Genomic DNA, 23529 nt, shown 5'->3' with positions numbered 1-23529 from the left:
GTTGACGATAGTTATATTGATGATGCCAACTAAATAGCTCAGCTTATATCTACTACTGAAGCATAAAAAAAGCCTCGTTTAAAACGAGGCTTTAAAGAAAAATACTGCAGGCAGAAAGAAGTAAGCGGGTATTTACGCCTTCTAAGTAGGCCTTAGCTTATACTGGCTTCTTCGCGCAGTTCCGCGTCTCGCATCTCTCCTTCCAACCGCTGACTTTCATCGGCGCGAGGTTTAGTAAATCGTGCTAATGCAAGATATAGCACTGGCGTTAGGTATAAGGTAAAGACCACCGCAATACCTAGCCCACCAAACACAACCCAACCAATCGCATTTCGCGCTTCAGCGCCTGCGCCTGTTGAAAGTATCAGTGGCAAGCCGCCAAGGATAGTGGACACCAATGTCATCATGATTGGGCGAAGACGCACGCGACCCGCTTCTATAATAGCATCGTAAACGCTATAGCCTTTGTCGCGTAACTGATCGGCAAACTCAATAAGTAAGATGGCATTTTTCGCCAATAGTCCTATTAACATTACCAAGCCAATTTGCGAGTAAATGTTAATGCTTGTACTGGTTAGGTACAGGGCATAGATAGCCGCAGCAATACCGAAAGGTACCGTTAACATAACCACAACGGCTGAATTCACACTTTCAAACTGCGCTGCTAATACTAGCAGTACAATGATAAACGCGAGTACGTAGGTGAGGGCGACTTGCTTAGACGTTTCTTCATAGGTTTGTGCTTCCCCTAGGAATACTAATCCCATGCCATCGGGTAGCGTTTCGTTGCCAAGTTCACGAATGCGGTCTACTACATCACTTAACGCTAAGTCTTCCGGCAAATCCATCTCGATATTAATTGCACGGCGCTGTGCTTGGCGTTCAAGTTCAGCGGCTACACCTTCTTCAGTAATAAATGCGACACTGGATAATGGCACTAGGTTGCCGGTACTGCTTTTCACATACAGATTAGTAAGGTCAGATGGGTTAATAGAATTTCTATTATTGGTTTGCAACATAATAGGAATGGCTTGGTCACCCACGTTTAAATCAGCGATATCATCACCGTTTACCGCAGCACGAAGGGCACTGGCAATATCAGGCAGTGGCACACCTAATTCCTCTGCACGACGTCTGTCAATATTAACTCGCATTTGAGGTTGCGTAGGGTCGTAGCTAATTTGCGGTCTACCTACTTCAGGTAAGGCATTTTCTATCTCGATAGCAAAAGCTAGCGCAGCTTTATGAATATTTTCATAAGTATCGCCAGTGAGTGCCAGTTCTAGACCACCACCTTGGCCACGTAAGTTAAGGCTGTTTCCGCCAAAGGCATTGCCCGGCGCACCTGGAATGGCTTGCAAGCCAGGGCGAATTTCACCCACGATATCTTGTAATGACTTGTCGCGATCATCCCAATGCTTAAGCGGAACCGTAATAAATACAATATTAGGATCCCATTGGCCCACCACCGTATAAATTGAGTCGATGGTGCCGTTTTCAACATAAGGGAATAGCATTTCTTCCATCTTCTCGGCCTGACGGTCCATGAAGTTCAAGCCTGCACCATCAGGTCCGCGGGCAAATATACGAATTGTGCCTCTATCTTCACTTGGCATTAATTCATTATCAATATTCTTTGCCAGCAAGTACGCACCACCGCCAGCCAATAAGCTTAGTATGCCTACCGCCCATGCGTATTTCAGCGCGAACACCAGTGACTTTTGATACAGGTGTAAACAGGCGTGACCGAAGCGGCCAAAGGTGGCATCGAAAAAGCCCGATTTGGTAGATTGCTTTTTTGAAAGCCTCGCGGTAAGCGCGGGTACTAACGATAAAGCAACAAACGAAGATATGATAACTGCCCCAGCTAACACGCCGCCGAATTCTCTGAATAAGCGTCCTGCGGTAGATGGCAGGAATGCGATGGGTATAAACACCGAGGCTAATACTGCCGTGGTAGCAATAACCGCGAAGAATACTTCACGAGTACCAATAACCGCAGCTGCCCGAGGACCAAGTCCCATGGCTCTTCTGCGCTGAATATTTTCAGATACTACAATGGCGTCATCAACAATCATGCCTGTGGCAAGTACTAATGCCAGTAAGGTTAGAATGTTCACCGAAAAGCCCATGGCCCAAATAATACCTAGTGCACCTGCTAATGAGACAGGAATACTCAGGGCAGGCACAATAGTGGCGCGCCAAGAGCCAATAAACACGAGTAAGGTGAGAACAACTAACGCCACGGTAAGGCTCAGCGACACCACCACTTCTTTTACCGAATCTCGAATAAATTCAGCATCGTCAGATGTCACTACAATCTTCATATCCGTAAAGCGTTTGTCTAAGTCTTTCACCATAGAAAGCACTTCATCTGAAATTTCAATGGTGTTTGAACTGGCTTGGCGGATAACGCCTAAACCAATAACAGGGCGACCATCAAGGCGAACCATACTGCTGGAGTCGGCAGGACCAAAATACACACTGGCGACGTCGCTGATTCGTATATCACCTGAAACGACAATATTACCTACATCTTCAGCGCTGACTGATGTAGCATCTGCGCGTACAATTAAGGCTTGGTCGGAAGATTGAATGCTCCCTGCGGGCACATCGAAAGGGGCTAGCGATAATGCGCTGGCAATTTCGGCCATCGATAACCCAAAGCTGGTTAAACGAAGTGGGTCAACGGACACCCTAAGTACACGTTCTCTGTCGCCACTCATGCTGACATCGGCTACCCCAGGAATGCTCAAAAAAAGCGGAGCCACATCTGTATCAACACGCTCAGTTAAGGTTTCCATGTCTAGGGTGTCGCTTGAAATGGCAAGGCTTACCACCGCTTGCGCATCACTGTCTGCGCGAATAATCGCTAGTTCTTCTACGTCATCCGGTAGCTGTCGCTGAACGCGGCTCACCGACTCTCGGGTTTCGTTAGCGGCATCTTCTAAGTTAACGCCAGCGCGAAACTCTACCCTTATACGTGCTGAATTTTCTTCGCTTTGTGCGGAAATGTTTTTTACGCCACTAACACGAGCTACCGCGCCTTCTAAGCGACTGGTAACCTCTGCATCTACGGTTTCCGGTGATGCACCAGGGTAAGTGGCAGTAACAGTAATTCTTGGCGTATCTACATCGGGAAGTTCTCGAACTTCTAGTGCACTTAGTGCCGATAAACCGGCAATTGCAATAAGTAAGTTAAGAACAACAATGAGTACCGGTCGTCGAATTGATAAGGAGGGAAGGTCATTGGTTACCGGCGCGTTACTCATTGGCGGGGCCCCCAACCAATTCCGTTGTAATCGCTTGTCCATTTCGAAGGCGTTGCACACCTTCAGCAATTAACGTGTCGCCTTCGCTAATGGCGCCAGACACTAAAATTGCGCCGCGCAAGCGTTGATGAACATTCACATCAACGCGTTTCGCTTTTCCAGACTCTGCAAGCCAAATGTATGCGCCAGTGGCACCCCATAATAATGCGGCTTCTGGAATGGCGGCATAGCGGTCGCCTTTAATGCTTAAATTCACTCGAAAGCTCATGCCAGGGCGAAATTTGTCTGCTGAGTTGTCTAACAGTGCGCGGGCTCGCAAGGTACGATCTGCTTCGTTAATGCGCGAATCAATTTGAGCAATTTCGGCTTTAATGGCCACTTCGCGATCGCTCCATGGCTCTAACGTCACATCCGGCGCATTCATCAGCACAGGTAATGCCGCTTCTGGGGCTTTGAAGTTAATGTAAAGCTTACTTCTATGGTCAAGCGTAGTAATTAACGTTTGCTCGTTTATTCTGTCGCCTACTTCGATGTCAGTAATGCCGACAACGCCGTCAAAAGGTGCTTTTACAAAACGGTCATCTAAGTCGACAATAGCCTCTTCCAAAGCCACTTCGGCTAGGTCACGCTGGGTGCGTGCAAGGTCAAGTTCACTGATAGGCACTGCGCCTTGGGCATGGCTAGTGATAAGTCTATCAAGCGTACGCTGTGCATCCTTTAATGTTAGCTCAGCACGCTTAACGGCATTCTTCTGGCGACGATTATCTAGCTTTATTAAAACTTTTCCAGCTTCAACAAGTTGGCCAGGAACAAAATTGACTTCGATGACTTCATCGGCAACGGCGGGGTAAAGTGCAATGGAGCGAAGTGCCTCGGCACTGCCCACAGCTTCCACTTTTCGGGTTTCATACATGAAAGAGACAGGCTCAGTCACAACTAACTTAGCCTGTTTGTCACCCATAAATTGGCTGTAAGCCGGTACACTTGTAAGTGCCAATACTACACAGCACGCCGATACCCTCGCGTATCGGGAGATCATATTTGTCATTTTTTTTCCGAAATCTTTTAGTTTTATATTTTTCTAATAACGATAATTAGTGGCTGTTTTCGCGTTCTTTTTTTTGCCACTTAACCCAAGCAAAATTCTAGTGTTATAGCACCATAGGCAGCTTAGCTAAGCAATTGCAGTTCAGCGTATTCCCTGTACAGGGTATCGCTTTTCATTAATTGTGCATGCGTTCCGATACTGACAATTTTGCCTTTATCCATTACCACAATGCGATCAGCATGCTGAACGGTGGCAAGGCGATGTGCGATAACAATACTGGTCTTGCCTTCCATTAAACGATTCATTGCCTGTTGGACCATACGTTCACTCATGGCATCTAGCGCACTTGTTGCTTCATCTAAAAGTAAGATAGGGCGATTTGCCAATATTGCACGGGCTATGGCGATACGTTGCTTCTGCCCACCAGAAAGCTTGATGCCACGTTCCCCCAACTGAGTGTGATAGCGATTTTCTAGATTATCGATAAATTCATGGGCGAAAGCTTTTTTGGCCGCACTAATGACATCATCGTCACTTGCCTTGGGGCTGCCGTAGCGAATGTTTTCCATTACGCTACTGGCGAATACCACAGGCTCTTGGGTAACAATAGCGATATGTTGGCGTAAGCAGCTTATCGGCATGCCCATAATGGGCGTGTCATCAAACGTAATTTCACCGTTAGTGGGGTCGTAAAAACGCATAAGTAATTGGAATAGCGATGACTTTCCTGCACCACTTGCCCCTACCAAAGCAAGGTTCTCACCGGCTTTAATATTTAAGTTTAGATTGTTAAATAATGGCTTCGTACCAGGATAGCCAAAGCTCATATCTTTAAACACAATAGCAGGCGCTACCTGAGGTATTTGCGATGAAGCTGAATGTTCAGACAGCGAAGTCACGTCTGATGTTGCATTCAGTAGCTGATAAAGGCGTTCACTAGCGCCTACGCCTCGCTGCACTTCACCAATCACTTCACTCACAGTAGCAATACTGCCACCTGCCATCACTGCATAAAATAGAAAGGCGGATAATTCCCCTACGGTCATTTGGCCTTCTAATACTTGGCGTGCACCTACCCACGCAATAAATATTATCGCTGTCATGCTTAAGCACATAATACAGCCAATCAATAATGAGCGATAATGGATGCGGTGTTTAGCTGCATCCATCGCCGACTCAACTCTTGATGAAAAGTGAGCGCGTTCTTTGTCTTCTGCGGTATACGCTTGAACCGTCATAATTTCATGCAGGCTTTCATCTATGTGAGAACCTAAATCTGCCACCTTATCTTGGCTGATTTTAGCGAACTTGCGTACTTGTGGTGCCAAAACTTTTATGGGTACGAGTACAGCAGGTACAGCGATGATGACGCAAAAAGTAAGTAGGGGGCTAGATATACCCATCAATACTAACGCGCCAATAAATGTTACTACAGAGCGAAGCGTCATAGAAAGACTCATACCTACCACGGTTTGAATTACCGTAGTGTCGCTAGTGAAGCGTGAAATAACCTCACCGGTTCTAAGCTCTGCAAAAAATGAAGGGGGAAGTGAGAGCAAATGAGAGTAAACCTGATTTCTAATATCAGCACTGACTCTCTCGCCTAACCATGTCATCAAATAAAAGCGGGCATAGGTCGCAATACAGGCAATTAGCGTTATTACCAGTACAATAACCGTGGCCTGGTTTAAGGTTTCAGAAGCGCTTTCTACAAAGCCGCTATCGATAGCGTATTTAATGCCTTGTCCTAACATTAACCATGCTATAGCGGCAGTAAACAAGGCGGTAATGGCCCCAGCGACACGTTTTTTGTATTGGCTTAAGTGTGAACCTATCCACTGCAGTACTTGTTTTGTTGACACTTCATTTAACGGTGTTGCCAAAATAACCTCTTTTAAATTTTCAACAGGATAAAGCGACGTTACGGAAAACCGTATTTAATTTACGCTACCGATGCGTTCGAACAGAAGCCGAGAACGATTAATCGTTATGACTATACGCTGAATTAGGAAAAGTTGATTTATTCATGCGACTACAGTTGCAGTAAATCAGGTGGGTGGAGCCTTACTCGCTCTGACGTGTGCCTGACTAACGCAAGCCGGATTAAAAATTTGTAAGAAAAGCAGGAAGTTGTAAAGAAATAGCAAAAAAGAAAAGATTTTAGAAAAGAAAAACCAAAAGTAGAAAACGGCTGGGTTCAAAGTAAAAAACAAAGGTCTGGGGTTCCATTTATAACCTGGAACCCCGACGTACCTAAATGTAATCAAGCACTTTAAAGTGCAAAGCTTAGCAACTTTAAGCGCTTAGCTTTGACTAGCAATAAGGGCTTGCTCGATGTCAGCTACAATATCGTCAATATGTTCAATACCTACCGAAATACGAACCATATCTTCACTCACACCGGCGGATGCAAGCTCATCAGCATTTAATTGGCGGTGTGTAGTGCTGGCAGGGTGACAGGCTAAAGACTTTGCATCACCAATATTAACCAAGCGTAGAATTAGCTGTAGGGCATCGATAAACTTAGCACCTGCTGGCAATCCACCTTGAATACCAAAGCTGATAATACCTGCCGCTTTACCGCCACAAATGCGTTGGCAGGTGTCGAAGTGCTCACTATCAGGCAGAGCCGCATAGTTAACCCAATTCACGGAAGGGTGCTTTTCAAGAAACGCAGCCACTTTTTCTGCGTTTTCGCAGTGGCGCTCCATCCGTAACGATAAGGTTTCTAACCCTTGCATAATATTAAACGCACTTTGTGCTGAAAGTGCAGCTCCTGTGTTACGCAGAGGCACAACGCGGCAACGACCAATATAAGCGGCTGGGCCAAGTGCTTCTGTGTAAGTAACGCCATGGTAGCTTGGATCGGGAGTGGTCAGCATACTGAATCGTTCTGACTGGGCAGCCCAATCAAAGTTTCCTGAATCAACAATAATGCCGCCCACGGTAGTACCGTGACCGCCAATATATTTGGTTAACGAGTGGATAGCGATGTCGGCACCATGATCGAACACCTTGCAAAGAATAGGGGTAGCAACGGTGTTATCAACAATTAACGGCACGCCTGCGGCATGTGCAATATCGGCCCAACGTTTAATATCAACAACGTTTCCTGCAGGGTTGCCAATAGACTCGCAAAATACGGCTTTGGTATTTTCATCGATAGCGGCAGCAAGGCCGTCGAAGTCATTTGCTTGTACGAAGGTAGTTTGAATACCTTGGCGAGGAAAAGTATGCGCAAAAAGGTTATAGGTGCCGCCGTATAACTGCCCAACACTCACAATATTGCTACCGACTTCTGCGATAGCTTCAATTGCATAGCGAATTGCGGCCATGCCGGAGGCTACCGCTAATGCACCAACACCACCTTCTAATTCAGTTAAACGCTGCTCTAACACTGCGTTGGTCGGATTCATTATCCGACTGTAGATATAACCTGGCACTTTAAGGTCGAACAAATCAGCACCATGTTGCGTATTATCAAACGTAAACGATGTGGTTTGATAAATAGGAGTAGTTGCTGCTTTTGTGGTTTCTTCGCTAGTATAGCCTGCGTGTAATGCAATGGTTTCTGGTTTCATTGAACATACCTTAACATTTATGCTTTGTGCGTTTAGATGGTTAGACGTCTATAAAGCTTTTGTTTAAGGTATTCCAAAAGTCTTCACTTGTGAAGTATTAAAAAGTTATTTGTTAATTAAATGTAGGAGAGTGTTTTGGAAAAGCCAGTGCGACAGCCCAGACAACGAGTAACACAGCAGAGTAGTAAATCTATTCTCTACTACGTACATGACCCCATGTGCAGTTGGTGCTGGGCGTTTGTACCAGTATGGAACACGATAAAACAAAACCTGCCAAACCACATAGAGGTGCAATATGTATTAGGCGGGTTAGCGCCTGATTCTAACGAACCCATGCCAAGTGCTATGCAAGCTGCAATCAGCGGATATTGGAAAACCATCATGCAGCGGGTGCCGGGTACCATATTCAACTTTGATTTTTGGGAAAAATGCGAGCCACGACGCTCAACTTATCCGTCATGCCGTGCGGTGATTGCTGCTAGAAAACAAGATGCCAGTAAAGAAGAGACGATGATCGAAGCGATACAAGAAGGGTACTATCTTCACGCTATGAATCCGTCTAATGATACTACGTTGATTGAACTGGCCAGCGAGTTAGGATTAAACCCAGAGCAATTCGAAAAAGAGTTAAACAGCGCAGAAACCCAACAAACACTGATGGAAGAAATAAGCATGGGGCAAGCTATTGGCGCCCAGGGTTTTCCCAGCTTAATATTAAAAAATGAATCAGGTTATCGATTTATTGCCCTGGATTATAACGATGCGAATGTGACCTTGGCTCAGTTAGGTTGATAAACTACAGCTATAAAACTCTCTTATGACATGGGTCAACTTGGGCCCATGTCGCCACACTGTTTATGTATTCTTAGCGGCTACTATAAAAAACACTATTCACTAATATTCACTTTTTTCATCTCACTAGACATTACAGAACGCCCGTTTTACTCTCATTATTCTTCCTGTGTCTATTCAAGTCTTAAATGATAATAAATAAGAGAAAATTCATGATCAAAAGAATTAAATTCAACACCCTGTTCGTTGGCATGGTATTCATGTTTAGCCAAACCAGTATGGCTGATACTGCCACCGAGCAGAAAATTACAAAGCACATTAATGATAACCTCACCCAGTCCCAAGCGCTGTTAGAAAAAACGGTGAATATCAATAGTGGCACCATGAATTTCGACGGAGTCAAAAAAGTAGGGGCTATTTATCAAGCCGAGTTCGATGCAATGGGGTTTGACACCCAGTGGGTTGATGGAAGTGAATTCAATCGGGCTGGGCACTTAGTGGCAAGTTATGGAAATTCAGGCCCCAAAATTCTAATGATAGGTCACTTAGATACTGTATTTGCTAAAGATGACGCATTTCAAGCCTATAAGGTCATCGATGATACCCATATTGCTGGGCCCGGAATATCTGATATGAAGGGCGGAAACGTCATTATAATATCGGCATTAAAAGCCCTCAAAGGCCTAGATTTACTTGATAAAGTGAGTATTAAGGTCGTTATGACAGGCGATGAAGAGAGTAGCGGCCGCCCACTTTCACTATCTAAGAAAGCCTTGGTTGATGCAGCAATATGGGCCGATATCGCGCTGGGGTTTGAAGATGCAGATGGCGATATTAAAACAGCGGTGGTCGCACGACGTGGTTCAATAGGGTGGCAGTTAGATGTAGCAGGCAAGCCTGCGCATTCATCACAAATATTTACCGACAATGTGGGCTATGGCGCAATCTTTGAAACGGCTCGTATTTTAAATGGTTTTCGCGAGCAGTTAGCGGGCGTTGGTAATATTACCTTCAACCCTGGGTTAATAGCGGGTGGTACTGAAGTTGAAGTACAGCCCGAGAATTCTATTGTACAAGGCTTTGGTAAAACCAATGTGGTGGCAAAAGAAGTGACCGTGAAAGGCGGCATTCGCACATTAACCGCCGACGAGTTGGCAAAAGCTAAAAAGGTTATGCAGGAAGTGGCTTCGAATAACCTAGCGCATACCTCTGCGACATTAACCTTTGCCGATGGGTATCCGCCAATGGCACCTACCGATGAAAACTATGCACTGTTAAAGATGTATAGCGATGTAAGTGAATCTTTAGGTTATGGCCCTGTAGCGCCGGTTAATCCAAGAAACGCTGGTGCCGCCGATATTTCATTTGCTGCAGATCATGTAGACATGGCCATTGATGGCCTAGGCTTAATGGGCGATGGGGGACATACAAAAGATGAAGTGGCCGACATGTCTACCTTTGCGCAAAACATGCATAAAGCGGCTATTTTACTCTATCGTTTAGGAGAAGCTAAGGCCTTATAAGCAAGCGAAAATTTTACTCCTTCCACACTAATAGCCAATAAATAATAAATAGGGATGCATAATCCCTATTTAACCCGCATTTATACTTGCATTCACAGCCCATATCCGTATAATTCGGCGGCCTTCTCTTAGGCGCTCAATTTATAGGCGTCGAAAGAAGGCTTAAGTTAACGGTAACGCTACAACGAGTTTGAGGCATTTATGGTTACTATTCGTTTACAGCGTGGTGGCGCGAAAAAGCGTCCATTTTATCAACTAGTGGTGGCTGATAGCCGTCGTGCAAGAAACGGTCGTTTTATTGAAAACGTTGGTTTCTTCAACCCAACAGCACAAGGTCAAGCAGAGCGTTTACGCGTTGACCTAGAACGTGTTGATTACTGGGTTGGTGTTGGCGCGAGCTTATCTGAGCGCGTAACTAGCTTGGTAAAAGAAGCTAAAAAATCTGCAGCGTAAGCTGCAATTAACTGGTGAGTATAGATGAGTTTAGCGTCTGACATTGTGGTTGTTGGCAAAATCGGTGCACCTTACGGTGTAAAAGGTTGGGTCAAAATCAACAGCTATACACAAACACCAGAAGGTATTTTTGAGTACTTGCCTTGGTTCCTTGGCGAAGAAAACGAATACCAAATTGACCAATGGCGAACGCATGGTAAAGGCCTGGTAGCAAAGATTGTTGGTGTGGATAACCGAGATGATGCAGAACGCATCAAAAACTTGGATATAAACATTAGCGCTTCGCAACTTCCCGATTTAGGGGACGATGGCATTTATTGGCGCGAGCTCACTGGCATGAAAGTGGTAACTACGCAAGGTTACGACTTAGGTGTGGTGAAAGAAGTATTTAATACAGGTGCCAATGACGTGGTTCACGTTAAAGCTAATGTAGGCGATGCTTTTGGTCAAAAAGAAAGATTAATACCTTTTGTGTTCGACGACGTTGTACAAGAGGTTGATCGGGAAGCGAAGGTCATTAAAGTTGACTGGGATCCGGGGTTTTAAGTGACTCCGGAAAAATGGTTCGGGGTGGTTAGCCTGTTTCCAGATATGTTCGCGCCATTTACCCAACAGGGTGTAATCGGCAGGGCTGTTAAGTCTGGAAAATTATCGGTTGATACCTTTAACCCCCGCGACTTTACTCATGACCGCCATCGCACAGTTGACGATCGCCCCTATGGTGGCGGACCCGGCATGCTGATGATGGTTAAACCGCTTACCGACGCAATACAAGCTGCCAAGAAAGTTGGTGGCGAAAACAGTAGCGTGATCTACTTATCACCCCAAGGGAAACCCCTTGACCAAGCAGGCGTTCAACGTCTTGCTGGAATTGACCGTACGATTTTAATCTGTGGTCGATATGAAGGAATTGATGAGCGCGTAATCGAAAGCCATGTAGATGAAGAAGTCTCCATTGGTGATTACGTTCTAAGTGGCGGTGAACTGCCGGCAATGGTCTTAATGGACGCAGTTGCTAGATTAGTTCCCGGCGTGTTGGGGCATAAAGCTTCAGCAGTTGAAGATTCCTTTACCGATGGTCTTCTGGATTGTCCGCATTATACGCGGCCAGAAGTACTAGATGGTCAATCGGTACCTGACGTGTTGTTAAGTGGTGATCATGAAAAAATTAGGCAGTGGCGATTAATGCAGTCTTTGGGTAGAACCTTACTGCGTCGCCCTGATTTGTTAAATCACCTAGCTCTGACTGAGGAGCAGCAGCGGTTATTGGAAATATTCCAAACGCAGTTGCAGCGAGATGACAGTTAACTAGGACGAGAGGATATGATGAGCAAAGTCAGTCAAGATATCATCAAGAAAATTGAGCAAGCACAGCTTAAATCTGATGTTCCAGGGTTTGGCCCGGGTGACACAGTAGTTGTTAAAGTTCGCGTTACCGAAGGTGACAAAGAGCGTCTTCAGGCTTATGAAGGTGTTGTTATCGCTAAGCGTAACCGTGGTCTGCACTCGTCTTTTACCGTACGTAAGATTTCTAGCGGCGAAGGCGTTGAGCGTGTGTTCCAAACACACAGCCCGGCTATCTCTTCAATTGAAGTTAAACGCCGCGGTGCGGTTCGTCGTGCTAAGCTTTACTATCTTCGTGAACGTTCAGGTAAATCTGCACGTATCAAAGAAAAGCTTAACTAAGATTACTAATCCTTGCGTTATTGTTAACTTCGAAAGAGCCCGCTTATTAGCGGGCTTTTTTGTGGACGAAGAACATGTCCTTGGGGTTTATGACACGCCGTAAACCCGTCCATGGGGGCTCTGCCAGCGCGTCCTGCGCTGGAAGGTCATAAACCCCAAGGACATATTCTTCCCACGGCATTGAGTATGAAGAGGGATGTGGTGTTGGGCTCCCTGACTCGCCGTAAACCCATCCATGGGGGCTCTGCCAGCGCGTCCTGCGCTGGAAGGTCAGAGAACCCAACACCGCCCCCCTCCGGTCGCACTTTATAGCCATGTTAGGTGAGTTGAAGGAAGATGCGGATGACTCGCCGTGAACCCATCCATGTGGTGCTCTGCCAGCGCGTCCTGCGCTGGAAGGTCAGAGAGCCCTACAACGCATCCCTTCGCGCTGGCACAATTGCTCAATGCATCTTTGCGAGATAACATGTTCAAAATAATTAATTAAAACAATGAGTGGCATATGCTTTCGCGTTTTTTCTGGGTATTAATACTGTTAGCTTTCAGTGCCATGTCTGGTACGATGCCTAGTGCCATGGCTAATGCTAACGTTGAATTCACAATACCTAGAAGTGCTGTTGTCGAGCTTCAAGACCATAAATCTCACCGAACTTACCCCATTTTTATCAAGTTGCCGAAAAGCTACCGAGCTAATACGGCAGCGTCTTACCCTGTCATTTATTTGTTGGATGGCTCTTATGCATTTCAGGTGGTGTCCGGGGCAACACGATTTCCTATGAACAGTGGTGTAATGGAGCAGGCTATTATAGTAGCCATATCCTACTCGAAAGGGTCTAAGGGGGCCGCAAGTCGTGTTCGTGACTATACCCCTTACCTTGCTGAAGACTGGAAGCTTGAAACTGGCAAAGCAGCGCATCATGCTGACTTTATTAATGACACAGTATTTACCTATATTTCGAATAACTATCGCGTGGAGGGAATGCCTAAAACGTTAGTCGGAAATTCCTTAGGCGGGCTATTTAGTGCTTATGTGCTTTTTACTCGCCCAAATATGTTTAGTAGTTACATTATTGGTAGCCCATCGGTGTGGTTTCGCGACAATGCTATTTTGTCTGAAGCAATTGTACACGCCAAAACACCTGTAAACGTTTATCTTGCCGTGGGTGCGTTAGAGCGCCCTGAATATGGTGAAAGGGAAGATATGGTTGAAGGTGCACAACAGCTGGCTCAAAAAATAACGCAGCAGAGTGAGCGGCATATAAATCTCAAGTTTAAACTCATTGATGAGGCCACCCACGCTACTGCATTTCCCACTACCGCCATACAGGGGTTAGATTGGCTCTATGGTAGTCGTCAGCAACAGTAAGGCAACCTGTGTCGCCTAGCGGTTATTCGTCCTCGTTAATTTCAGGCTCGCTGATTGAACTATTAATCCATTGTTTCAACGGTACAAGCCATTCGTCTATGGGGCGATAAAACGCGCCGTGCTCTTTGCCGGTTGAAATGGCTATCTCTTTAAATTCTTTAAGCATAGGGCTGCGTGCTTCTAACAGGTTGCACGAGCCAACATCATCAGAGGTTTCATAAATTGAAAGCACGCGGCCGTATAACTGAATATCGCGTTTTCGATTAATTAACCCTGCACAGCCCGCTAAAATCACAACATTGACCTTAGCGTTTTTTAACTCGTTTACCGCCAATATAGTAATAGCGCCACCGCGGGAAAAGCCGGTAAGGGTAATGTTTTCTGGTGGTACACCAAAAGTGATAAGTTGTTTAACTTCTCCGGCAAGGCGTTTAGCGTAGTCGATTGGGCTTACGCCCTTTGGTCTGTGGTGTGCTATTAAAGTATAGCTAGCGTCATTAAGTGCTTTTTGAATACTCGGAAAATTATATACCCCCCACCGAGGGTGTATGGGTGTTGGGTCGTCACCTTCTACGATATAACCATGGGAATAGAAAACGTAGTGTTCGGCAGCGTTTATTTTACTGGGAAAAGTATACTCGTTGGCTGTGGCTGTGGCTGTGGCGTGAACGTTAACACTTGTAATAACAAATAATAAAATAAGTATAAATTTCATGTAAAAGATAGGTTTGCATGTGTGAAAAAATTAATACTGCCACGAAATTTGTAAATTAACGATCTGTACTCGACTATTTTCAGAATAAAACTCAAGACACATACGCAAGTGAGACAAGGATGACGGCGGATTACTTTTTATTTTTAGGCCTATTTGGTGTGGCGTTCTTTGCGGTATCGGGCGCACTAATGGGGCATGAAAAAAGTATCAATGGCTTTGGCGTGGTTGTAGTGGCCTGTGTCACTGCCTTAGGCGGAGGAACCATTAGAGACTTATTGCTTACCCAACCTATTTTTTGGGTGGAAACGCCTTCTTATTTATATTCTGCCTATGGCGCAGTAGTACTCACTGTTTTATCCATACGTTATCTACCTCCACTATCTAACTATTACTTTATTTTGATGGATGCAGCAGGGCTTGCCATCTTTAACATCATGGGCATGGAAAAAGCGCTGATAGAAGGCACAGGTATGATAGTGGCACTAACTATGGGCATGACCACAGGGATATTTGGCGGTTTACTAAGGGATGTCATCTGTCGAGAGGTTCCATTGGTAATGCGTGGCGACCTTTATGCTACAGCATGTCTTTCTGGAGGTTTGGCGTATGCCGCCTTGTTTACGTTAGATGCGCCCTATGCATGGTGTATTTTGGGCTCATTACTAACAACCGTGTTTATTCGTCTAGGTTCGCTACATTGGGGCTGGAAACCTAACATATTTAAGAAGGGCTACACGCCGAAAAGCTAATACTCACCTTTGGTTGAAAAGTAAACTAAATAGGCGTGAACTTAACCAATCGTCATATGAAAATCGTTTTTCTTTAACTTAAAGCAAAGTATTATACGTTAATGCTTGCTTGCTTATTCGTTTGTTGTTAAAAAGTCAATGACGTTAAAGAAAATTAGAAAATGCCTGTTGTACATATAAGTTTACATGCGAAAATATAACTCTTTTGACGTTTCATTTTTTCCGTTTTTTAGTAGTTAAGAGAGCCCCATGATCAAGGACACTGTAAATAATATCCACGTAAGTGCAGAAGATGTACTTATTACGCCAGAAGCATTAAGTGCTGAGTTGCCTGCCTCAGAAAAAGCACTTGCTGCCATTTCAGATTCTCGCAAAATTGTTTCTGATATCATTCACCGCCGCGACCATCGTATGTTGGTAGTATGTGGGCCATGTTCTATCCACGATGTGGAAGCAGCTAAAGAATACGCGCTTAAGTTAAAAGAGCTGCACGAATCGTGCAAAGATACCTTATTCATTGTGATGCGTGTTTACTTTGAAAAGCCGCGCACCACTACGGGTTGGAAAGGATTAATTAACGACCCTCATATTAACGACACATTCGATATTGAAGCTGGCCTGCGTAAAGCCCGTGAATTACTAATTTGGTTGGCCGAACTCGAACTTCCGGTAGCAACCGAAGCGCTAGATCCAATTAGTCCTCAGTACTTAGCAGAACTATTCAGCTGGTCTGCAATTGGTGCTCGTACTTCTGAGTCACAAACTCACCGTGAAATGGCCAGCGGCCTTTCAATGCCTGTAGGCTTTAAAAATGGTACTGATGGCAGCTTAGACATAGCCCTAAATGCACTTAAGTCAGCAGCATCAGGTCATCGCTTCATGGGTATTAATAAGCAAGGTCAAGTGAGTGTTATTGCCACCAGTGGTAATCCTGATGGCCATATTATTCTACGTGGCGGCAAACAACCAAATTACGATTCGGTGTGTGTATCTGAGTGTGAAGTTGAAATGCAAGAAGCAGGGCTAACAGCAGGCTTAGTGGTCGATTGTAGCCATGCTAATTCTTCAAAAGACTACCGTCGTCAGCCATTGGTTGCACAAAACGTAGTAAATCAAATACTAGAAGGTAACCAGTCTATTATTGGCGTGATGTTAGAAAGCCACTTAAAGGCCGGTAACCAAAAGTCTGATGGTAAAAAGCTAAGCGAAATGGAATACGGTGTGTCTATAACCGACGGCTGTATTGACTGGGAAACAACAGAATCGCTTATTGCCCAAACCAGAGATAAATTAATAACTGTGCTACCCTTACGTCAAAATAAGCGCACCGATGTTGCCTAAACGGTAAGGTAGCCAGTGCCATTTGATTTGAGGGACATACTAAATGGCCGATTTTTCGCATTCGCAGCAATTAGATACGCTGCGTGAAGGAATAGACGAGCTGGATACCCAGCTCGTTGAACTTCTCGCTAAACGTAATGCACTCACTACAAAAGTGGGTCAGGTAAAAGCCGAAGCTGGCATGCCTGTATATGTACCTTCTAGAGAAAAAGAACTCATTGCTTCACGACGAGCGCAGGCCGAAGCGGTAGGCGTTTCTCCTGATCTTACAGAAGATTTACTTCGTCGCATCATGCGCGAGTCATATCATACGCAAAATAATCGATACCTTGGGGTTAATGCTGACGTTGGTACCATTGTGGTAATTGGTGGAGCAGGTGCACTAGGTAAAATATTCGTAAGCTTGTTCGAGCGAAGCGGTTACTCTGTTTCTGTAGTAGAGAGAGAAGACTGGGAAAGTGGCCACGCAGCGGACGTGCTTTCAACCGCGGCATTAGCTGTGGTAGCGGTGCCTATTAACCTTACTGAACAGGTGATAGGTCAGCTCTCTATGCTACCCGAAAGCTGTATTCTAGCTGATATCACGAGTATTAAGGTTAAGCCGATTGAAGCCATGATGTCAGTGCATAAGGGGCCCGTCGTTGGCTTACACCCTATGTTTGGTCCTGATGCACCAGGTATGATCAAGCAAGTCGTGGTGGTGTGTGAGGGGCGTAATGAGAGCGCTTATGGCTGGCTTATCGATCAAATGCGAATTTGGGGGGCAACTATTCACAACAGTACCGCCGAAGAGCATGATAAATCCATGGCTTATATTCAGGTAATGCGCCACTTCAACACCTTCGTGTATGGTGAGCATTTGCGTGGAGAAAACCCAGATCTTGAATCCCTCACCATGTTTAGCTCGCCTATCTATCGGTTAGAGTTAGCAATGGTTGGGCGATTGTTCGCACAAGCCCCCGAGTTGTATGCCGATATTATTTTCAATAACCCCGAAAACTTTGCCTTGCTCCGCCGTTTCTATGACCGTTTCGGCCTAGCCTTAAACGTGTTGGAAAAGGGTGACAAAAAAGCGTTCATTAAACAGTTTCTCACCATAGGGAACTGGTTTGGCAGCTATGCAAAAACATGCCTAGTCGATAGTAAACAACTGTTATTGAAAGCTGACGATGGCAAATTACTAAGAAAGCCTTAATTCGCAAAACGTTTAATAAGTATTTGATTAGAAGGTGGAGCCATTTTTAAAAGAGATATTTTAATTTAAGCGTGAACGTTACTGGTAAGCAAAAATCTAGACTATAGTTGAGAGGATGAATTGATATTTGTCTTCTATGTTTAGTCTTTAAATTTGACGCTACTCCTCCCAAAACGTTAACGGATTAATCAATGTCTCTAAAATTCCGCCTTCTTTTATCGACAACTATGCTTACTATAGGGGTCATAATAATACTCGCGTTTGCTACTTATTGGACAGCAAACAACCTTTCGAAAAGCGCATTAGAACAAGCCGCAGAAGATAAGTTAGTGTTGCAGAATGTGCAGACTAAAGAAGCGTTTATAGATTACGTCGATTTCGTGAGTAAGCAGATAAGCAATTTTTCTGAATCATCAATTATCACCCAGTCCACACCAAAATTTAAACAGGCTTTCAATCAATATAATGCGGAATTAGATGCTTATAGTAGCGAGCAAAGTGAAAAGTTAAGTAACTACTACTCTGTCGCTTTCGCAGATTTATATGAACAACGTAATAACCAGCCTTTACTCAACGTAGAAAAATTATATCAAAGCTTACCCTTAGTTACGAAGAAGCTACAGTACGACTTTATTGCAGGCTCAACCTATAACATTGGTGAAAAAGACACCTTAGTGAGTTTAAATAACGGTACGACATACGCTGATATTCATGAGCAGTACCATGAAGAAATTCGCAGCTTCCTTCAAACTTTTAACTACTACGATATTTTTATTGTCGATCCAGATTCTGGCAATATCGTGTATAGCGTTTTTAAAGAGCTCGACTTTGCTACAAGCCTCAAGTCAGGGCCTTACGCTGATACGGGAATTGGTGAAGCGTTCAGCTTGGCGATGCAAAGTACAGCCTCCGATGAAGTCGTGATTAGTGAGTTAACCAGCTATTTGCCTTCTTATGACGCAATGGCGGGTTTCTTTGGCTCCCAAATTGTAGATATTAACGGCAATCTATTAGGCATACTCATCTTTCAAATTCCGCTGGATGTTGTCAGCAATATTCTTACCCACGACTCTGATTGGAAGGCGAGAGGATTTGGCGATTCGGGGGAAACTTATCTAGTTTCACCTGAATCTCTGTTAGTGACAGAAAGCCGTTTTTTTGTTGAGGACCCAGAGGGGTATAGTGATGCTATTCAACAACGCTACCCGTCTGTAGCGACCAATGCTCAAAGAGCAGGCACTAGTGTTGGCATCCAAAAAGTTGAGTCCCCCTCAGTGAAAAAAGCATTTGACGCTAAAACTGGCTTTACTACTGTTGAAGATTATCGTGGTGTTGATGTGTATTCCTATTATAGCCCTATAGAATTAGGAAGTTATACCTACGCACTGTTAGCTGAAATTGATGTGGAAGAGGCCCTCTTACCGCTAACCAAGCTGCAACGCACCCTACTACTTACGGTTTTAGCCATAGCGTGTGTGTTAATTGTCGTTTCAATAGCCGTAGCTCTTCGACTTGCTAATGTGTTGGTTTCTCCCCTTACGAAATTAAAATCTGCATGTGATGATTTAGCTAATGGTTCTGGTGACCTAACTACTAGACTAGAAGCATCGCCAATTGCTGAAATTAACGATGTTATCTCTCCTTTTAATGCGTTCATTGACCAGATACATGTATTGGTGAAACAGTTTAAGGCTGATGCGAAAGTACTTACACAAACTACCGTGGAATTTACTGAAACGGTTGGTGAAAGTCTGACTGCTGTCCATTCCCAAAGAGAGCAAAGTAGTAGTGTTGCGTCCTCCGTAGAGGAGCTTTCGGTATCGGTTTCAGACGTTGCTCGAACTACGGTGGACACGCGCGACCAAGGTGAGATGGCCATGAGTGGGCTTAAGGAAAATATAGAACGTTCTGATTTAGCCTCTAACAATGTTCAGCTCATGGTGGATTTGCTTTCACGCTCTAGTGAAGTTATTAACGCACTTAATACTGAAGTTGGCAGTATCAATGACTTATTAGGGGATATTACTTCTATAGCCGATCAAACTAACTTACTTGCGTTAAATGCTGCGATAGAAGCGGCGAGAGCTGGCGAAGCAGGTCGGGGCTTTTCCGTAGTGGCCGACGAAGTGAGAGCGCTAGCTACTCGCTCGCAATCAAGTACTGACAAAATCGGCGGCATTGTAAATAGTATGATTAAGTCGTCTGAACTTTCAGTGCTTGAAATGGAAAAAGCCAAAACAACGGCGGATGGTGGAATACATTTGTTTGATTTACTTGCCACTGCAATGAAGGAGCTTATGCAGGTGATTGAGCAAGTACAAGGCATGGCAGATACGGTAGCCGCAGCAACACAAGAGCAAGCGACCGTAACCGACAGTGTGAATCAAAATATTCTCGAAATTTCTACAATGTCTGAGAAGATAGAACACGAAGTCGATTTCATTTCAAAAAGGACGCAATCCTTGTCTGAAGTTGCTCAGGCAATGCAGTCTCAAGTCGATAGATATAAAGTGTAGCGATAACGGGTAAATAATAGAGAATAAAGAGACACGCACCATCAATAACAAAAGTCATGAGGTGCGTGGTGTTAAGTTGAATACGAGTGCTGCGTTACTCCGCTAATGCACTGGCTGCCGCTACTTTTGTAGGGCTGATTTCTTCGCTAGGATAGCAGCCTAATATTTTAATATAGCGGGTGATGCTTCGAAGGGCTTCAATGGCATTTTGCACAGGACCATCTTCCACATTGCCTTTCACATCAATGTAAAACATTTCTTCCCAAGGGTTACCAGGAATAGGACGAGACTCTAACTTCGTCATATTAATATTGTTTTCACTTAGCACCAAAAGTGCTTCAACTAACGCGCCAGGCTTCTGAACCGTAGACATTACCAATGTAGTCTTAGCCGGAACTTGAAGTGGTACCACTACCGCTTTACGTGCAACCACAATGAAACGGCTATGGTTTTCTTTTTGGTTGGCCAAGTTACTTTTTATTGCAGTAAGACCATAAAGGTTTCCACCAGCCTCACTGCCAATAGCTGCAATATCATCTCGCTGTAACTCACTCACGGTCAACATAGCCGAAGACGTGCTGTCCATGGTTTTCACTTCAATGTTGCCAAGCTCAGCTAGGAAGTGGCTGCATTGTGTGAATACTTGTGGATGCGCGTACACGGTTTTAATTTTATCTACCGTCGTGTCTGCACCAACAAGCAAAGTATGACGAATAGGGTGAGTAAGTTCGCCAATAATGCTCAAGTGAGTATGTTGAAGTTGGTCATACACTTCATTAATACTGCCTGACGTTGTATTTTCAATAGGCAGAACGGCGTAGTCGGCTTCTGCATTCTCCACTTTCTGAATAATTTCGCTAAAGCTCTGACAACCTATTTCTAGTAATTCACCTGGGCGTCTAGAAAAGTATTTCTGGGTAGCAAGGTACGAGTAAGAGCCCTTATCACCCAAGAAAGCCACACGATTAAGAGGAAGTGTACTACCCGGATTGGCGCGTTCTGCAAGCATTGCTTGCTGGTTTAACACCGAGTCTTCAATGATGACATGAAATATCTGGGTAACGTAGTGAGGGTCAAGACCTGCGTCCTTACCTTCTTTAATTAGGCGAACAAGCAGTTGCTCTTCACGTTTCTGATCCCGAACTGGAATATGGTGCTTAATTTTAGTTTCAGCGACTTCATTGGTAAGCACACGGCGCTCGGCCAACAAGGTTAGAAGTTCGCTATCTAAAGATGTTATGCGCTCTCTTACAGCATCTAAGGCGTTATCAGACATAGTTTTCCACTTATCGTATTAGCTAAAAAAAAACCTCCCTTGAGGGAGGTTTTTATGCATGTAGCTGCGCCTCCCTATTTAAAGAGCATAAACGCAAAAAAGATAGCTACTGCATGTATATTATTCTGTTTCATACGCCTGACTTTATGCGTACAGCCTGTCAGTGTCAACCTGTTTTTACATTGCTTTTAATATTTATAGGGGAGGGGGCTTGATAGATGTTGGTAGAAGGGGTAGGTGAATTGTGAATTCAGTTTAAAGCAGCAAGTCACTGACATAGTGTGAGCTTACTGCTTTAGGCAATATGGTGTATTTTTTAGAAAACTTGTTACCTTAGTTACCTAATAAGGCCGCGAGCATTTGTCGAACTTCTGTAGGTTCGAATGGCTTGTCACATAACGCGTTCACGCCGGTCTGTTGAATATTGGCCATATGAGCACTGTCGGCTGCTTCAGACGTTACCATGATGATAGGAATATGCGTAGTTTCGGGGTTGAATCGGATAAACTCAGAAAGTTCTCGGCCATCCATTTCTGGCATGTTGTAATCGGTAACCACTAAATCAAAGGCTTCATCCTTTATAAAGGTAAGTGCCATTGCGCCATTTTCAGCTTCTTTAATGCGCTGTAGTCCCATACCTTCAAGTACACGACGAATGTGATTACGCGCTAATTTACTGTCGTCAACAAGCAGAACCCTAACATCGTGTATATCGAATAGCTCGAGTTCAAGTTCGTCGTGATTGATTAAATCAAGGCTAGCATTAAGCGCGCGAGACAAATGAAGAGGCTCGAAAGGCTTAGGGAGGATAGCTGAAACGCCAGCTTGTTTGAATTCTTCCAACTTGCTTATTCTGTTCTCACTTGAGACCAACATGAATGGAATAGATTTAAAATCGTCATTTTCTTTAATGAACTTGATCAAATCTAATGCTGTGCCGTCTTCGAAGTACATCGCGCTAACAATCAGGTCTGCACCGTGCGCTTTTACCGCCGAAATAGCTTCAGAAAGGGTACTAACAGGATCAATTTCCTTTACCTTTTCTTTCAACAATAGGGTAGTAATAATCTTCCTCTGCGTATCAGAGGGTTCAACTAATATGATATGTAAATCAGAAATTGACAGCTTTTCCATTCCGTTCTCTTTTTGGTATTTTCAAGGAAAGTAAGGGGGTGAATTAACCCCCAGCAATTTTAGCGCTAAAGCCCTTATCCTGCAGTAAAGCTTTTAACTTCTCGCGGTCATCCGTTTGAACTTCAATTTGTCCATCTTTAACCGCGCCACCACAGCCACACTTCTTTTTTAATTCAGTGCCAAGTTTTTTTAACGCATCGGGGGCTAAATCAAGCCCTTTAATTATAGACACGCCTTTCCCTTTGCGGCCTTTTGTTTCTCTGTGTATGCGAACAATACCATCGTCGGAAGTGGAACGCTTTGCTTCTTTAGGCGAAGGTTTAACTTTACCTGTATCGGTACTGTATACCAGCAGTGCATCTTGCCAATCTTGCATTTTATCCTCTGATTATTTTTCCTGTGCGTTAAACGAGCCTTATTTAGGCTTATCTACAATTGTAGCATGGCAGGCTGAAATATCTGCGCTAGAATAAATTCAGTAATGCCTAATTATACGCTGTGTTTGTCACTAGATAATAAAGCAACCAGTGTAGTCAACGCAGAAGGAGTCATTGAGTGAATGTATCAACGGACAAAGTTAATGAACAACAGACTTTAATTATAGAGATGGGCGAAAAGTTTGATTTTAGCAAAGTGGAAGCCTTTCGCTCAGCCTATCAAGATTTAGACTCTGATGTGAAACACATCACCGTAGACTTGGCTAAAACAGAATACATGGACAGTTCAGCCTTAGGTATGTTGCTAAATATGCAAAAAGTTCTATCACAAAGGCCGCTGACATTTAGTATTGAGAATAGCCGACCGCCCGTAGAGCGAATACTAAAAATATCGCGCTTTGACAAAAAATTTATTATTCGTTGAGACGCAGTAGCAAGCAAGCCA

The 23529-nt window shown here is 44.3% G+C and carries 20 protein-coding genes; 12 read left to right on the top strand and 8 right to left on the bottom strand.

Going from position 1 to position 23529, the window contains the following annotated elements:
* Nucleotides 1-152 precede the first annotated feature (152 nt).
* From J8L84_RS04595 to J8L84_RS04580, 4 genes are all read right to left on the bottom strand, one after another.
* The gene (locus J8L84_RS04595; RefSeq protein ID WP_211069649.1) at nucleotides 153-3272 is read right to left on the bottom strand and encodes an efflux RND transporter permease subunit; all 3120 of its coding nucleotides are present in this window, start codon (nucleotides 3270-3272) and stop codon (nucleotides 153-155) included.
* Nucleotides 3265-4320: an efflux RND transporter periplasmic adaptor subunit gene (locus tag J8L84_RS04590; RefSeq protein ID WP_247670558.1), complete on the bottom strand. Its 1056-nt coding sequence runs from the start codon at nucleotides 4318-4320 to the stop codon at nucleotides 3265-3267. Before J8L84_RS04590 ends, J8L84_RS04595 begins: the two co-directional genes overlap by 8 nt.
* Nucleotides 4321-4442: 122 nt before the next feature.
* Nucleotides 4443-6203 (bottom strand): ABC transporter transmembrane domain-containing protein, encoded by a 1761-nt coding sequence (locus J8L84_RS04585; protein WP_211069648.1) that lies wholly within the window; start codon nucleotides 6201-6203, stop codon nucleotides 4443-4445.
* Between the two features lie 420 nt (nucleotides 6204-6623).
* Nucleotides 6624-7901, bottom strand: coding sequence for an aminotransferase class I/II-fold pyridoxal phosphate-dependent enzyme (locus J8L84_RS04580; RefSeq protein WP_211069647.1), 1278 nt, complete (start codon nucleotides 7899-7901; stop codon nucleotides 6624-6626).
* A 135-nt stretch (nucleotides 7902-8036) separates the two neighbouring features.
* Here J8L84_RS04580 and J8L84_RS04575 point away from each other — a divergent pair, with 135 nt between their 5' ends.
* The 7 genes from J8L84_RS04575 to J8L84_RS04545 all read left to right on the top strand — a co-directional run bounded on the left by J8L84_RS04575 (nucleotide 8037) and on the right by J8L84_RS04545 (nucleotide 13721).
* A complete protein-coding gene (locus tag J8L84_RS04575) occupies nucleotides 8037-8693 on the top strand; it encodes a DsbA family protein (protein WP_211069646.1) in 657 nt (218 codons plus the stop codon).
* A 278-nt stretch (nucleotides 8694-8971) separates the two neighbouring features.
* A complete protein-coding gene (locus J8L84_RS04570) occupies nucleotides 8972-10216 on the top strand; it encodes a M20/M25/M40 family metallo-hydrolase (protein ID WP_348771810.1) in 1245 nt (414 codons plus the stop codon).
* 201 nt (nucleotides 10217-10417) lie between these two features.
* Nucleotides 10418-10669, top strand: a complete 252-nt coding sequence (gene rpsP / locus J8L84_RS04565) for a 30S ribosomal protein S16 (protein ID WP_013784900.1) — start codon at nucleotides 10418-10420, stop codon at nucleotides 10667-10669.
* Between the two features lie 24 nt (nucleotides 10670-10693).
* The gene (gene rimM / locus J8L84_RS04560; RefSeq protein ID WP_013784899.1) at nucleotides 10694-11215 is read left to right on the top strand and encodes a ribosome maturation factor RimM; all 522 of its coding nucleotides are present in this window, start codon (nucleotides 10694-10696) and stop codon (nucleotides 11213-11215) included.
* On the top strand, nucleotides 11216-11977 hold the full coding sequence (gene trmD, locus J8L84_RS04555) for a tRNA (guanosine(37)-N1)-methyltransferase TrmD (protein ID WP_082819710.1): 762 nt from the start codon (nucleotides 11216-11218) through the stop codon (nucleotides 11975-11977).
* A gap of 18 nt (nucleotides 11978-11995) precedes the next feature.
* Nucleotides 11996-12355: a 50S ribosomal protein L19 gene (gene rplS / locus J8L84_RS04550; protein WP_013784897.1), complete on the top strand. Its 360-nt coding sequence runs from the start codon at nucleotides 11996-11998 to the stop codon at nucleotides 12353-12355.
* Nucleotides 12356-12905: 550 nt separating this feature from the next.
* A complete protein-coding gene (locus J8L84_RS04545; RefSeq protein ID WP_247670581.1) occupies nucleotides 12906-13721 on the top strand; it encodes an alpha/beta hydrolase-fold protein in 816 nt (271 codons plus the stop codon).
* A 22-nt stretch (nucleotides 13722-13743) separates the two neighbouring features.
* Here the strand turns inward: J8L84_RS04545 and J8L84_RS04540 are convergent, their stop codons facing one another.
* A complete protein-coding gene (locus tag J8L84_RS04540; protein ID WP_211069643.1) occupies nucleotides 13744-14436 on the bottom strand; it encodes an alpha/beta hydrolase in 693 nt (230 codons plus the stop codon).
* 119 nt (nucleotides 14437-14555) lie between these two features.
* Between J8L84_RS04540 and J8L84_RS04535 the strand changes: the two genes are divergently transcribed.
* The 4 genes from J8L84_RS04535 to J8L84_RS04520 all read left to right on the top strand — a co-directional run bounded on the left by J8L84_RS04535 (nucleotide 14556) and on the right by J8L84_RS04520 (nucleotide 20237).
* Complete coding sequence (locus tag J8L84_RS04535) at nucleotides 14556-15185, top strand: trimeric intracellular cation channel family protein (RefSeq protein WP_211069642.1); 630 nt, start codon at nucleotides 14556-14558, stop codon at nucleotides 15183-15185.
* Between the two features lie 249 nt (nucleotides 15186-15434).
* Nucleotides 15435-16526 carry a 3-deoxy-7-phosphoheptulonate synthase gene (locus J8L84_RS04530; RefSeq protein WP_211069641.1) on the top strand — a complete coding sequence of 364 codons (1092 nt, stop codon included), beginning with the start codon at nucleotides 15435-15437 and terminating at the stop codon, nucleotides 16524-16526.
* Between the two features lie 43 nt (nucleotides 16527-16569).
* The gene (gene tyrA, locus J8L84_RS04525) at nucleotides 16570-17721 is read left to right on the top strand and encodes a bifunctional chorismate mutase/prephenate dehydrogenase (RefSeq protein ID WP_211069640.1); all 1152 of its coding nucleotides are present in this window, start codon (nucleotides 16570-16572) and stop codon (nucleotides 17719-17721) included.
* A gap of 191 nt (nucleotides 17722-17912) precedes the next feature.
* Nucleotides 17913-20237, top strand: a complete 2325-nt coding sequence (locus J8L84_RS04520; RefSeq protein WP_211069639.1) for a methyl-accepting chemotaxis protein — start codon at nucleotides 17913-17915, stop codon at nucleotides 20235-20237.
* Between the two features lie 94 nt (nucleotides 20238-20331).
* Here J8L84_RS04520 and pheA read toward each other — a convergent pair whose 3' ends face one another.
* The 3 genes from pheA to yciH form a co-directional block, all read right to left on the bottom strand.
* Nucleotides 20332-21513: a prephenate dehydratase gene (gene pheA / locus J8L84_RS04515; RefSeq protein WP_211069638.1), complete on the bottom strand. Its 1182-nt coding sequence runs from the start codon at nucleotides 21511-21513 to the stop codon at nucleotides 20332-20334.
* Nucleotides 21514-21846: 333 nt separating this feature from the next.
* Nucleotides 21847-22647: a response regulator gene (locus J8L84_RS04510; RefSeq protein WP_211069637.1), complete on the bottom strand. Its 801-nt coding sequence runs from the start codon at nucleotides 22645-22647 to the stop codon at nucleotides 21847-21849.
* Nucleotides 22648-22690: 43 nt separating this feature from the next.
* The gene (yciH, locus tag J8L84_RS04505; RefSeq protein WP_057792988.1) at nucleotides 22691-23023 is read right to left on the bottom strand and encodes a stress response translation initiation inhibitor YciH; all 333 of its coding nucleotides are present in this window, start codon (nucleotides 23021-23023) and stop codon (nucleotides 22691-22693) included.
* Nucleotides 23024-23202: 179 nt separating this feature from the next.
* On the opposite strand from yciH, the gene J8L84_RS04500 reads away from it, so the two are divergent.
* The gene (locus J8L84_RS04500; RefSeq protein ID WP_057792986.1) at nucleotides 23203-23508 is read left to right on the top strand and encodes an STAS domain-containing protein; all 306 of its coding nucleotides are present in this window, start codon (nucleotides 23203-23205) and stop codon (nucleotides 23506-23508) included.
* The last annotated feature ends 21 nt before the right edge of the window (nucleotides 23509-23529 follow it).

The organism is Alteromonas sp. MMG017 (assembly GCF_018100795.1).
Classification (GTDB): Bacteria; Pseudomonadota; Gammaproteobacteria; order Enterobacterales; family Alteromonadaceae; genus Alteromonas.
This window is presented reverse-complemented; position numbering and strand designations above follow the sequence as displayed.

What these genes read in the sequence shown, in the direction of transcription:
- J8L84_RS04595 (WP_211069649.1), bottom strand. Translation starts at nt 3,272, where the DNA reads ATGAGTAACGCGCCGGTAACCAATGACCTTCCCTCCTTATCAATTCGA.
- J8L84_RS04590 (WP_247670558.1), bottom strand. Translation starts at nt 4,320, where the DNA reads ATGACAAATATGATCTCCCGATACGCGAGGGTATCGGCGTGCTGTGTA.
- J8L84_RS04580 (WP_211069647.1), bottom strand. Translation starts at nt 7,901, where the DNA reads ATGAAACCAGAAACCATTGCATTACACGCAGGCTATACTAGCGAAGAA.
- J8L84_RS04570 (WP_348771810.1), top strand. Translation starts at nt 8,972, where the DNA reads ATGGCTGATACTGCCACCGAGCAGAAAATTACAAAGCACATTAATGAT.
- rpsP (WP_013784900.1), top strand. Translation starts at nt 10,418, where the DNA reads ATGGTTACTATTCGTTTACAGCGTGGTGGCGCGAAAAAGCGTCCATTT.
- rimM (WP_013784899.1), top strand. Translation starts at nt 10,694, where the DNA reads ATGAGTTTAGCGTCTGACATTGTGGTTGTTGGCAAAATCGGTGCACCT.
- rplS (WP_013784897.1), top strand. Translation starts at nt 11,996, where the DNA reads ATGAGCAAAGTCAGTCAAGATATCATCAAGAAAATTGAGCAAGCACAG.
- J8L84_RS04545 (WP_247670581.1), top strand. Translation starts at nt 12,906, where the DNA reads ATGTCTGGTACGATGCCTAGTGCCATGGCTAATGCTAACGTTGAATTC.
- J8L84_RS04540 (WP_211069643.1), bottom strand. Translation starts at nt 14,436, where the DNA reads ATGAAATTTATACTTATTTTATTATTTGTTATTACAAGTGTTAACGTT.
- J8L84_RS04535 (WP_211069642.1), top strand. Translation starts at nt 14,556, where the DNA reads ATGACGGCGGATTACTTTTTATTTTTAGGCCTATTTGGTGTGGCGTTC.
- J8L84_RS04530 (WP_211069641.1), top strand. Translation starts at nt 15,435, where the DNA reads ATGATCAAGGACACTGTAAATAATATCCACGTAAGTGCAGAAGATGTA.
- tyrA (WP_211069640.1), top strand. Translation starts at nt 16,570, where the DNA reads ATGGCCGATTTTTCGCATTCGCAGCAATTAGATACGCTGCGTGAAGGA.
- J8L84_RS04520 (WP_211069639.1), top strand. Translation starts at nt 17,913, where the DNA reads ATGTCTCTAAAATTCCGCCTTCTTTTATCGACAACTATGCTTACTATA.
- pheA (WP_211069638.1), bottom strand. Translation starts at nt 21,513, where the DNA reads ATGTCTGATAACGCCTTAGATGCTGTAAGAGAGCGCATAACATCTTTA.
- J8L84_RS04510 (WP_211069637.1), bottom strand. Translation starts at nt 22,647, where the DNA reads ATGGAAAAGCTGTCAATTTCTGATTTACATATCATATTAGTTGAACCC.
- yciH (WP_057792988.1), bottom strand. Translation starts at nt 23,023, where the DNA reads ATGCAAGATTGGCAAGATGCACTGCTGGTATACAGTACCGATACAGGT.